Below are 10,085 nucleotides of genomic sequence, written 5' to 3'. Positions count from 1 at the left end.
CCGCCGGCGACGGCGCGGGCATCGGGGGGCCGCGCGGGTTCGTGCGGGCGCTGTCGTGGCTGGCCCTGGTCTTGCTGCCCGAGTACGCGGTCCTGGTGCTGCTGGTGGGGGCGCTCCGCGGTTGGCTGCTGACCCTGGCGCAACCGGCGCACCACGGCCTGCTGTGGGCGCTGCTGCTCGTCGTGGTGGTCGCGGTCGCCGGCACGCTGATGGTGATCCCGACGGCGGGGGAGATCCCCATCCTGCAGGGGCTGGCGCTGCTGGGCGCGTCTTCGGGCACGATCGGCGCGCTGCTGATCACTTTGCCGGCGGTGAGCGTTCCGGGGGCCGCGATGATCGCCCGCAGCTTCGGGTGGCGCGCCGTCGCCACCGCGACGGCCGCGGTGACGGCGGCGGGATTGCTCGGTGCGGCGGTCCTCAGCGTGCTGTGAGTTCGGCACCCGCGCGGGTGGTCCGCGGGTACCTTCACTGTCATGCCGGGTAAGCGCGGACGGGACGCCGGGGACGCGGAAGCGCCGGGCGCCGATTCGCTTGCGCCGCAGTATCCGATCGAGTCGGTCGACAACGCGCTCAAGCTGCTGCTGTTGCTGGGCGAACGGCCCCAGATCCGGTTGAGCGAAGCCACCCGCTACCTGGGTGTGGCGTCGTCCACCGCGCATCGGCTGCTGGCGATGCTGGCCTACCGCGGGTTCGTCCGGCAAGACCCGGTGTCGAAGGCCTACCTGCCCGGGCCGTCGCTGACCGGTGTGGCCTTCGCGATCTTCGGCCGCACCGACATCCAGCGTTCGGCGGCGCCGATCATGCGCGGCCTCGCCGAACAGCTGCGCGAGACGATCCACGTCGGGATGCTGGACGGGGCCGGCGTCCGCTTCGTCGCCGCCGTCGAAGGCCCGGCCGCGGTCCGGGTGGCATCGCGCTTGGGCCGCAGCATGCCGGCGCATTGCACCTCGACGGGCAAGGTCATGCTGGCCCAGCTGCCGGAGGCGGAGCTGCGTCAGCTGCTGCCACACGAGAAGCTCGACCGCATCACCTCGTCCTCGATCGGCAGCCGCACCGAGCTGGAGGCCGAGCTGGCCGCCATTCGCGCGCGCGGGTACGCCGTCAACCGCGAGGAGAGCGAGGAAGGCGTCGCCTCGGTCGCGGTCCTCATCCCGACGCGGGCGCCCGGCCTGCGCCTCGCGCTCAACGCGGCCGCGCCACGGAGCCGGCTGGACGACGCCCGGTGCGCGACCGTTGCCGCCGCACTCGTCAAGGCCGCCAAGGAGATTGGCGATCAGCTCGGCTGAGGCGCCGTTTGGCCGGAGGCCAGGTGCGCCGCCACCGTGCCCCCGGCACATTCGGCGGTGTTCGCGCACCGATGCGAACCCGTGCCGCAACCTCACTCGGCCGGCAGCCGCGCCACCTCGTGGCGCCAGGCGGCCTCCGCGGTGAATGCGGGCCCCAGGTCGGGCAGGTCGTCCCAGTCGGCGTCGTCGATCTCGCGCAGGGTCCCGCCGGCGGCCCGCACCCGCAGCGACATGCGGGCCAGCGCGTCGAGGCTGATCGCCTGCAGCACCGCCTGCTGCACGGTGGCGGCCGCGCTGGTGATCCCGTGCCCGCGCAGGATCACCACCGGCCGGTCGCGCATGGCCGCCACCATCTCCTTGCCCAGCGCCGGGGTGCGGATCAGCACGGCGCGCTCGTAGACGGGCACGCCGGCGCGCGCGAGCCGGGCGCCGGGAATGTCGAAGGCGCCGTAGATCGGCCGGATCGCGATGCCGGCCAGGTCGGCGGCGACGACGGCGGGCGGATGCAGATGGGCGACGGCGCGGTGCCGCGCATCGGCCAGCATGGTTTCGACGTGGATGGGCAGTTCGTTGGGGACGCGGTAGCCGTCGAGTTCGCCGGCGGCGCCGGCGCCGCCGGCGAAGGTGATCAGCCGGATGTCGCCGGGCCGGGTGTGCGCCACCCCGGCGTCGGTGTCGCTGCGGCAGCGGATCAGCAGGCGCTCGTCGTCCACCCGCAGGCTCAGGTGACCGAGGATGCCGTCGACCAGGCCGCGGGCGGCGGCCACCCGGCAACCCTCGGCCACCAGCGCGCGCTGCTCGTCGAGGGCCGTCATCGCGGTGCGCCCAGGCCGAATCCGCCGTCGGGGCGGACGGTTTCGCCGGTGATCCCGCGCGCGCGGTCGGAGGCCAGGAACACGAAACTCCACGCGTGGTCCTCCCCGGAGAGCGCCACGTTGAGCGGGGAGCGCGCGGCCACTTCCCGGGCCCGGTCGGGAGTGTCGTCCAGCCGGACACCGTCGAGCCCCAGGCTGGCCAGGCCGCGCAGGTCGGTGTTCAGCGTGCCGCCCGGCGCCACCCCGTTGACCCGGATGTGCGGCGCCAGCTCGTGGGCCAGGGCGGCCACCAGCCCGCGGACGGCGAACTTCGACGACACGTACAGCGCACCGCCGCGCCCGGGATAGAACGACGACGCGGACCCGGTCAGCACGATCGAGGGCCCCGCCCCGGCGCGCAGCCGGGGGAGCGCCGCCCTGACCGACTGCAGGTGGCTCAGCACGTTGGTGCGAAACATCTCGTCGAACGCGTCGGCAAGGTCGCCGGCGTCGATGTCGCCGACGCCCCGGTAGAAGTCGAAGATTCCGACGCAGTTGACCAGCGTGTCCAACCCGCCGTGGGCGTCCACCGCGGCGGCGACCGCTCGTTCGTTGGCGTCGCGGGTGATCGCGTCGCCCTCGACGACCGCAACGCCGGGCAACTGCTCGCGCAGGCGCTCGCACTTTTCCGGATCACGTTCCAGGGCAGCGACTTTCGCCCCCTCGGTGCGAAACGCGTCCACCACCGCCCGGCCGATCCCCGAACCGGCGCCGACGACCAGGGCGCGCTTGCCCTCAAGCCAGCCGGTCATCGCCGCCCTCGCCCTCTTCGGCCAATAACGGCGCGCCGCACTTGCCGACCATGGTCGCCAGCGTGCGGGCGTTCTGCCACGTCAGCGCCTCCAATTCCAGCGCGTCGAGGCTGATCGACCGCCCGGTCTTGGAGGCGCTGATCAGCAGCCGCGAGCCGTTGCGGGTGTCCACCCGCCGGACCTCCACCTCGGCGAATTCGTTTGCCACCACGATGGGTTCGTTCATGGGGTCGCTCATGGGTTCGTTCACAGGAACACCGCCAAGTTTTGCATCCGCAGCACCGACTCGTCGACAAAGATCCTGCGCCGGGCCAGCTTCCAGCGATCATCACACCAGCGCAGCAGGTCCTCGCGACCGCACGACAGCACAGCGCTGTCGGTCACGTCGCCGCGGCTGCGGAACAGCAGTTCGGCCGACTCGACCAGCAGGTGTGCCGGGTCGTCGCCCTCGAAGGTGCGGACGTTGGTGATGAAGTGCCGCAGCCGCGACGGTGGATCCTCGGCCCAGGCATGCTCGGTGCCCAGCCGCGCGACCCGCTGGCTCAGCGAGTACTTGTCCTCGTCGAAGTGCGCCATGCCCGGCGCGCAGTCGAACCCGGCGCCGCGCGCGGTGGTGACCCGCACGGGCATCACATAGCGGACGTCGTCGGTGAGCGTCTCGAGCCACGCCTCGTACTGCTGGGCGTCCAGCAGGTAGGCCTCGTCGACCAGGAACTGGTGGGCCTGCAGGTGCCGAGAATCGTTGAACGGCAAGGGCTTCGTCATGCGCCGGCCCCCTGGAGGTAGTCGGCCCACAGGTTCAGCAGCGCGCGCTGGTTGTGCTCGTTGTAGCCGACCTGCGCGCGCCCCGGCCCGTGGAACGCCTCGGGCGGCAGCGGTTCGACCACCGGGCTGCCGTCGGGCAGCAGGCCCATCCGGCTGTTGAGCCGCAGCCGCCGGGCCATGGATCCGCCGGCCGTCGTGGTCAGCGAGACCCAGTTCTCCACGTCGTCCTGCTCGAACATGCCGGTCGAGCCGAAACACATCAGGTACGCCTTGTACGAGTCCTGTTTGTAGTGCGGGGGAGCGGCGGAGTCGACCGCGAACCACGAGCAGACCTCGGTTTCGTTCTCGCTGATCGGCTGCCAGAGCCGGATCGAGATGAACGGCAGGGTCTCGTCGGCCCGACCGTCACGCACCTTCGGCCAGTTGTGCACGAAGCTGAGATTCGGAAAGCAGGTGGCGGCCGAGATCATGAAACCGTCCTCACCGACCACCCGCTGTTGCCGCGGCGTCCACACGCCTTTGATCCGGCCGATCATCTCGTCGGGATAGCCGACGTAGCGCATCTTTTCGTCGAAGCTGCCCGGGGGAAGTTTGTAGGTGGTGCCGCCGCCGCGGTGCGCCCAGTAGGTGGCGCCGTCCTTGCGCTTCTGCGCTTTCGGCTCGCGGAACAGGCCGATGTCGACGATCGACGCGTGGGTGTGCGGCGTGTGGTACATGTCGCCGGCGAAGTTCTCGGCACCGATCTTCCAGTTGGCCTTGATGCGCCAGCGCTGCGGCCCTCGCACTTCCAGGCCGCCGGCACTCTGTTTGGTGTAGAAGTCCAGATAGAACCTGAAGTCGCCGAGGAAGTCGTCGAGCGGTTCGGCGTCGGCGTCGAGGTTGACGAACAGCAGGCCGTTGTAGCTCGCGAACTTCGGTGCAGGCAGCAGGCTTTGGGCGCTTCTGGCGTACCCCTCCTCGCCGCCGTAGGCCTCCCGGTGGAACGGCAGGCCGGTCAGCCGGCCGTCGTTGCGGTAGGTCCAGCCGTGATACGGGCAGCGGAAGTTCGAGGCGTTTCCCATCTCGGCGCGACACACCTGCATACCGCGGTGCAGGCACATATTGAACAACGCCCGTACCTTGCCCTCGGCGTCGCGCGTGATGATGAAGGAGTCGTCGAGGACCCGGCGCACGACGTAGTCGCCGTCGTGCGGAATCTCGGACTCGTGCGCCACGAACGTCCACGCCCGGCCGAACAGTCGCTCCTTCTCGAGCGCGAACAGCTGTCTGTCGTTGTAGATGTGGGCGGGGATCATCCCCTCGCGCACGCCGGCGAAAACCCGGTCGAGACCGTCGCCGGCGTCGCGCTGGACTGTCACGGTAACCGCCTTAACGCCGTTGAATGTCTGCTCTGCAGAAATGTCTTCCGCTAAGTAGAATCTCGCATCCACCCCCGGCCGGTCAAACACCCGCGCAAGTGCCGCTCAATCGGCACTGACCCGCCGTCAGGCGTTTACAAGAATGCTTTGTGGTAACTCACAGGTTGCTACCAATCACGCGGCCAGAATGCCGGGATACGGTGGTCACGTCAGCTCTGCTGCGCATGTGAGCGCGCGGTTAACCAAGGGGTAACGAGTCGATTTTGCGTGCGTTGCTGGCCGTTAGCGGCGCATCTGAGGGAGGACTGGTGCAATGGCTGCTCGATCACTGGATGGTCGATTGCAGAAGTTCGGAACGCGAATGGTGTCCGCCATCGGGCGCCAAGAGTGGCTGGACCGGCCGAGCTATCGGTTCGAGCACCTGCTGAGCTTTGCCTTCAACGGCTTGGGGAGCGCGCGCAACACCGTCACCAACGCGCTGCACGGCGTGTGGCTCGGCCACCCGGTGCATCCGCCCCTGGCGTCGCTGACGAGCGGGGCCCTGGGCACCACCGTCGCGCTGGACGCGCTCAGCCTGCTGCCGGGCCAACCCGCCACCGAGGTACGCGACGCGTCGAAGTTCGCGTCCCGCGCGCTGGGGGTGGGCATCCTGGCCAGCATCGGGTCGGCGGTCACCGGCGTCACCGACTGGCAGCACACCCATGAGGCCGATCGCCGGGTCGGCGCCGTGCACGGCCTGGTGAACCTGGCCGCCACCGCGCTCTACGCGCGGTCCTGGTGGGACCGCCGCCGGGGCCGGCACGGGCGCGGCATCGCGCTCACCGCACTGGGTTACGGCATCACCGTGGCGGGCAGCTACCTCGGCGGGGCATTGGTGTTCGAGTCCGGCATCGGCATCGACCAGTCGGGCACGCGGCTGCGCACCACGCAATGGACGCCCGTGCTCCCCGCGAGCTCCCTGAACGGCAAGCCGGTGCGGGTCGAGGTCGACGGGGTGGGGCTGGTGGTGTGCCAGACCAAGCCGGGAGAGGTCGCGGCGTTCGGGGAACTGTGCCCGCACCTGGCGGCTCCCATGGCCGACGGCTGGGTCGACCGCGGCCGGCTCGTATGCCCTTGGCACGGTTCGTGGTTCGCGATCGAGTCGGGAGACGTGGTGCGCGGCCCGGCGGCGGCCCCGCTGCCGTGCTACCAGGCCAGATTGGTCAACGGAATGGTCGAGGTTCGAGGCGAACCCGAGCCCGCGCTCGGTGGAGCGACGGGAATCGGAGAAGGGGAAGGCAAGTGAACGCTTACGACGTCCTGAAAGAACACCACATCGTGATCAAGGGCCTCGGTCGCAAGATCAGCGAGGCGCCGGTGAACAGCGAAGAGCGGCATGCCCTTTTCGACGACATGCTGATCGAGCTCGACATTCACTTCCGCATCGAGGATGACCTGTACTACCCGGCCCTCAAGGACGCCACCAAGCTGATCGCGGTCGCCCACGCGGAACACCGCCAGGTGGTCGACCAGCTCTCCGTACTGCTCAAGACCCCGCAGAGCGCGCCGGGGTACGAGGACGAATGGAACTCCTTCAAGACCGTGCTCGAGGCGCACGCCGACGAGGAGGAGCGCGACCTGATCCCGGCTCCCCCCGAGGTGAAGATCACCGACGCGGAGCTCGAGGAGCTGGGCAACAAGATGGCCGCGAAAATGGAGGAATACCGGGGCTCCGCCCTGTACAAGATGCGGACCAAGGGGCGCGCGGCGCTGGTGCGCTCGCTGTAACGCCGCCCGCGCCGCCGAATTCCGGAGCGCACGGGGCCATCGAGGGTAGCGTCACGACTCATGAACCCCGAGTGTGTCGCGTCTCAGGGTGACATCACGGCCGAGATCGCCGCCATCGCAGCCGAATACCGGGGGGACGAGGCGCTGCCGCGGCTCGACTACCCGCCCTACCGCGGCACCGCCCTGCGCCACCCCAACCGGCCCCCGGTGCCGGTCGATCCCGAAGAGGTCGAACGCTGGGCGCCCTGCTTCGGCTACCAGGACGTCGACCCGCTCGAGGCCGACCTGACGGCCGGCCATCCGGGCCAGCCCCTGGGGGAGCGCTTGATCGTCGCGGGGCGCCTGCTCGACGGATCGGGCGGACCGGTGGCGGGGCAGCTGATTGAGATCTGGCAGGCCAACGCCGCCGGCCGCTACCGCCACCAGCGCGACCGGCACCCGGCCCCGCTCGACCCCAACTTCACCGGCGCGGGGCGGTGCCTGACCGGGCCCGACGGCTTGTACCGCTTCCTGACCATCAAGCCCGGCCCGTACCCGTGGCGCAACCACCGCAACGCGTGGCGCCCCGCGCACATCCACTTCTCCGTCTTCGGGACCGCCTTCCCGCAGCGCCTGGTCACCCAGATGTACTTCCCGGGCGACCCGCTGTTCGACCTGGACCCGATCTTTCAGTCCGTCCTCGACCCCGCCGCGCGCCGACTCCTGATCGCCCGCTACGACCACGACCTCACCGAGCCGGAGTTCGCGACCGGCTATCGGTGGGACATCGTGCTGGGCGGTGGCACCCGAACGCCGACCGAGGCCGACGATGCGTGAATGTGCTTGCACCCCAGGGCAGACGGTGGGCCCCTTCCTCGGCCTCGGGTTGCCCTATCCCGGTGACAGCGCCCTGGTCGGCGGCGGGCACCCGGGCGCGCTCCGGCTGTACGGCACGGTCTACGACGGCGCCGGCGACGGCGTTCCGGACGCCCTGGTCGAGCTGTGGCAAACCGACGGCAGCGGACGCATAGTGCGACAGCACGGTTCGCTGCGCCGCGGCCATCGAGACGATGCCGCGTTCACGGGGTGGGGTCGCTGCGCGACCGATCCCGCCGGTCGTTACGGCTTCACCACCGTGGCGCCCGGCCCGGCGGCCGCCGGGCGGCCGCCGTTCTTCGCCCTCACCGTGTTCGCGCGGGGCCTGCTGGACCGGTTGTTCACCCGGGCCTACCTGCCCGGCGTCGACCCGGGCGCCGATCCGCTGCTGGCGGGCCTCGACGCCGAGCGGCGCGCCACGCTGCTGTGCGTCGCCGAAACAGATTGCCCGGGTTACCGTTTCGACGTCCACCTGCAGGGCCCGCGCGAAACGGTGTTCCTGGCGTACCGGGACGGCCGGCGATGACCAACCTGTTGTGGCCGGGAGACCATCGCGCCGGCGAGCACATGACCGACCGGGCGCTGCTGGAATCGATGGTCGCGGTGGAATCCGCCTGGCTCGACGCCCTGGTGGCCGCCGGCCTGGCGCCCCCGGAGTGCGCCGGCGCCGACCTGCCAATGCTGTTGACCGCCAACGATTGTGAGGCCCTGGCGGTTGCCGCCGAGGGCGGCGGCAACCCCGTCATCGGCCTGGTCGCCCTGTTGCGCGAGCGCGCCGCGCCGGCCGTGGCGCCGTGGATTCATCGCGGCCTCACCAGTCAGGACGTCCTGGACACCGGCCTGATGCTCGGCGTGCGCGAGGTGGCCGGCGAGCTGGCCGCGCAGCTGAGGGGTCAGGCCCTGACGCTGACCGAACTCGCCGCCCTGCACCGGGGGACGCCCATGGTGGCACGCACCCTCACCCAGCACGCGGCGCCGACCACGTTCGGGGTGAAGGTCGCCGGCTGGCTCACCGGCGTCGTCGATGCCTTCGAGGGGCTGTCCGCGCTGGCCACGCCCGTCCAGATCGGCGGGGCCGCCGGGACATTGGCGGCCACCACCGAGCTCGCCGCGCTGGTGACCGGCGCGGCCGACCCGGCCGGGGTCTCCGCCGGTTTGATGCGCGACGCGGCGACGGCGTTGGGTTTGGTGGCCCGGTTGCCCTGGCACACGACGCGCACCCCGGTCACCGCGGCCGCGGACGCCTTCGTCGGCTGCACCGACGCGTGGGGCCGGATCGCAGCGGACATCGTCACCATGGCCCGCCCGGAGGTCGGGGAACTGAGCGAACCGGCCGGGGCAAACCGCGGGCGTTCGTCGTCGATGCCGCACAAGCGAAACCCCGTGCTGTCCATCCTCATTCGCCGGGCCGCGCTGTCCGCGCCGCAGCTCGCGGCGACCCTGCACACCGCCGCGGCGCTGGCCAACGACGAGCGGCCGGACGGCGCCTGGCATGCCGAATGGGACACCCTGCGCGCCCTGGCGCGGCGCACCGTGGTCGCCGGGTCGCAGTGCGGCGAGCTGCTGGCGGGACTGGCGGTGCACGCCGAGCGGATGTCGGAAAACCTGGACGCCGCCGACGTGTCGGGGGAGCAACAGGCGATCGCCGAACTGGCCGGAGGGCCGCCGTCGCCGACCTACTTCGGTGCGGCGGACCGGCTGATCGACGAGAGCCTGGACCGCGCCCGGCGGACGCTCGGTCAGCGCTGGTAGATGCTGGCCAGCCAGATGTGCAGCAGCGTGTCGACCGCCCGGTCCTCGGGCATCGCCTCGTCCTCGGCGGTGAACGTCGCGGCCATCACCCGCTCGCTCAACATGTTGAGGGCGACCGACAGTTGTTCGGCCGGGACGGTGTCGGGGGCGGCGCCCCGGCCGCGCTCCGCCTTGATGGCCGCCGTGGTCAGCGAGATCCACCGCTGCATGAGCGTGGACCACAACTGCCGCACCTCCGGGTTGGTCGCCTTCGCCGCGGCGCCGGCTACGGCGACCGCCGGGTGCGAACCCGACACCTCGAAGAACGCCTCGATGCGCGCGCGCCACAGCTCAGCCGGGTCGCCGGAGGAGATGCCGCCGAGCGCCCTGAGGGCCGCCTGCGCCTTGCTGTTCATCTGGTCGAGCAGCGACAGCAGCACCGCGTTCTTCGACCGGAAATAGAAGTAGAAGGTGGGCCGCGAAATCCCGGCGCCCTTTGCTAGGTCGTCCACCGAAAAGTCGGCGAGCGGCCGTTCCTGCAGCAGGCGCTCCGCGGTGGCCAGGATCGCCCGTTCCCGGTCGTCACCCGAGTGCGGCGCCGACCGGCGGCCCCGCGAGGCATGCAGGTACTTGGTCTGTGTCGGGAGGTCGGACACGCCCGCTACTGTTGGGCACGCCGATATACGCGAATGAAACTGTCGATTACGCCCAGCAAGA

12 protein-coding genes and 1 pseudogene are annotated in these 10,085 nt (G+C 70.8%); 7 read left to right on the top strand and 6 right to left on the bottom strand.

The genetic code is table 11. From position 1 onward, the window contains the following. Together HMPREF0591_RS27605 and HMPREF0591_RS27600 are read left to right on the top strand one after the other, a co-directional pair. Positions 1-431: pseudogene (locus HMPREF0591_RS27605) on the top strand (permease); the annotation flags it as partial. Between the two features lie 42 nt (positions 432-473). After that, positions 474-1,286: an IclR family transcriptional regulator gene (locus HMPREF0591_RS27600; RefSeq protein ID WP_007172074.1), complete on the top strand. Its 813-nt coding sequence runs from the start codon at positions 474-476 to the stop codon at positions 1,284-1,286. A 92-nt stretch (positions 1,287-1,378) separates the two neighbouring features. Here the strand turns inward: HMPREF0591_RS27600 and phtC are convergent, their stop codons facing one another. Genes phtC through HMPREF0591_RS27575 form a run of 5 tightly spaced genes read right to left on the bottom strand, consistent with a single transcriptional unit; the run spans position 1,379 to position 4,952 of the window. Beyond that, positions 1,379-2,101, bottom strand: coding sequence for a 3,4-dihydroxyphthalate decarboxylase (gene phtC, locus HMPREF0591_RS27595; RefSeq protein ID WP_007172073.1), 723 nt, complete (start codon positions 2,099-2,101; stop codon positions 1,379-1,381). Next, positions 2,098-2,892 (bottom strand): 3-(cis-5,6-dihydroxycyclohexa-1,3-dien-1-yl)propanoate dehydrogenase, encoded by a 795-nt coding sequence (hcaB, locus tag HMPREF0591_RS27590; protein ID WP_007172072.1) that lies wholly within the window; start codon positions 2,890-2,892, stop codon positions 2,098-2,100. Before hcaB ends, phtC begins: the two co-directional genes overlap by 4 nt. Next, positions 2,876-3,130 carry a hypothetical protein gene (locus tag HMPREF0591_RS27585; protein WP_007172071.1) on the bottom strand — a complete coding sequence of 85 codons (255 nt, stop codon included), beginning with the start codon at positions 3,128-3,130 and terminating at the stop codon, positions 2,876-2,878. Before HMPREF0591_RS27585 ends, hcaB begins: the two co-directional genes overlap by 17 nt. An 8-nt stretch (positions 3,131-3,138) precedes the next feature. Then, positions 3,139-3,657, bottom strand: a complete 519-nt coding sequence (locus HMPREF0591_RS27580; protein ID WP_007172070.1) for a 3-phenylpropionate/cinnamic acid dioxygenase subunit beta — start codon at positions 3,655-3,657, stop codon at positions 3,139-3,141. Continuing rightward, positions 3,654-4,952 carry an aromatic ring-hydroxylating dioxygenase subunit alpha gene (locus HMPREF0591_RS27575; protein ID WP_050790166.1) on the bottom strand — a complete coding sequence of 433 codons (1,299 nt, stop codon included), beginning with the start codon at positions 4,950-4,952 and terminating at the stop codon, positions 3,654-3,656. Before HMPREF0591_RS27575 ends, HMPREF0591_RS27580 begins: the two co-directional genes overlap by 4 nt. A gap of 376 nt (positions 4,953-5,328) precedes the next feature. Between HMPREF0591_RS27575 and HMPREF0591_RS27570 the strand changes: the two genes are divergently transcribed. From HMPREF0591_RS27570 to HMPREF0591_RS27550, 5 genes are read left to right on the top strand one after another with little or no spacing between them, the layout of a single operon-like run. Continuing rightward, positions 5,329-6,300, top strand: coding sequence for a Rieske (2Fe-2S) protein (locus HMPREF0591_RS27570; protein ID WP_007172068.1), 972 nt, complete (start codon positions 5,329-5,331; stop codon positions 6,298-6,300). Further along, the gene (locus HMPREF0591_RS27565; RefSeq protein WP_007172067.1) at positions 6,297-6,782 is read left to right on the top strand and encodes a hemerythrin domain-containing protein; all 486 of its coding nucleotides are present in this window, start codon (positions 6,297-6,299) and stop codon (positions 6,780-6,782) included. Before HMPREF0591_RS27570 ends, HMPREF0591_RS27565 begins: the two co-directional genes overlap by 4 nt. A gap of 60 nt (positions 6,783-6,842) precedes the next feature. Beyond that, positions 6,843-7,598 carry a protocatechuate 3,4-dioxygenase subunit beta gene (gene pcaH, locus HMPREF0591_RS27560; protein WP_007172066.1) on the top strand — a complete coding sequence of 252 codons (756 nt, stop codon included), beginning with the start codon at positions 6,843-6,845 and terminating at the stop codon, positions 7,596-7,598. After that, complete coding sequence (gene pcaG, locus HMPREF0591_RS27555) at positions 7,591-8,163, top strand: protocatechuate 3,4-dioxygenase subunit alpha (RefSeq protein WP_050790158.1); 573 nt, start codon at positions 7,591-7,593, stop codon at positions 8,161-8,163. Before pcaH ends, pcaG begins: the two co-directional genes overlap by 8 nt. Continuing rightward, positions 8,160-9,389: a lyase family protein gene (locus HMPREF0591_RS27550; protein ID WP_007172064.1), complete on the top strand. Its 1,230-nt coding sequence runs from the start codon at positions 8,160-8,162 to the stop codon at positions 9,387-9,389. Before pcaG ends, HMPREF0591_RS27550 begins: the two co-directional genes overlap by 4 nt. Here the strand turns inward: HMPREF0591_RS27550 and HMPREF0591_RS27545 are convergent. Further along, complete coding sequence (locus tag HMPREF0591_RS27545) at positions 9,377-10,024, bottom strand: TetR/AcrR family transcriptional regulator (protein WP_007172063.1); 648 nt, start codon at positions 10,022-10,024, stop codon at positions 9,377-9,379. The two genes, HMPREF0591_RS27550 and HMPREF0591_RS27545, sit on opposite strands and share 13 nt — an antisense overlap. Positions 10,025-10,085: the final 61 nt, after the last annotated feature.

Source organism: Mycobacterium parascrofulaceum ATCC BAA-614 (assembly GCF_000164135.1).
Taxonomy (GTDB): Bacteria; Actinomycetota; Actinomycetes; order Mycobacteriales; family Mycobacteriaceae; genus Mycobacterium; species Mycobacterium parascrofulaceum.
The sequence above is the reverse complement of the archived record's forward strand: the minus strand, read 5'-3'. Positions and strand labels throughout refer to the sequence as shown.

Bases quoted from the DNA above. Each gene is read 5' to 3' on its own strand.
- HMPREF0591_RS27570 (WP_007172068.1), top strand. From the start codon at position 5,329: ATGGCTGCTCGATCACTGGATGGTCGATTGCAGAAGTTCGGAACGCGA.
- HMPREF0591_RS27580 (WP_007172070.1), bottom strand. From the start codon at position 3,657: ATGACGAAGCCCTTGCCGTTCAACGATTCTCGGCACCTGCAGGCCCAC.
- hcaB (WP_007172072.1), bottom strand. From the start codon at position 2,892: ATGACCGGCTGGCTTGAGGGCAAGCGCGCCCTGGTCGTCGGCGCCGGT.
- pcaH (WP_007172066.1), top strand. From the start codon at position 6,843: ATGAACCCCGAGTGTGTCGCGTCTCAGGGTGACATCACGGCCGAGATC.
- HMPREF0591_RS27550 (WP_007172064.1), top strand. From the start codon at position 8,160: ATGACCAACCTGTTGTGGCCGGGAGACCATCGCGCCGGCGAGCACATG.
- HMPREF0591_RS27600 (WP_007172074.1), top strand. From the start codon at position 474: ATGCCGGGTAAGCGCGGACGGGACGCCGGGGACGCGGAAGCGCCGGGC.
- HMPREF0591_RS27575 (WP_050790166.1), bottom strand. From the start codon at position 4,952: ATGATCCCCGCCCACATCTACAACGACAGACAGCTGTTCGCGCTCGAG.
- phtC (WP_007172073.1), bottom strand. From the start codon at position 2,101: ATGACGGCCCTCGACGAGCAGCGCGCGCTGGTGGCCGAGGGTTGCCGG.
- pcaG (WP_050790158.1), top strand. From the start codon at position 7,591: ATGCGTGAATGTGCTTGCACCCCAGGGCAGACGGTGGGCCCCTTCCTC.
- HMPREF0591_RS27585 (WP_007172071.1), bottom strand. From the start codon at position 3,130: ATGAGCGACCCCATGAACGAACCCATCGTGGTGGCAAACGAATTCGCC.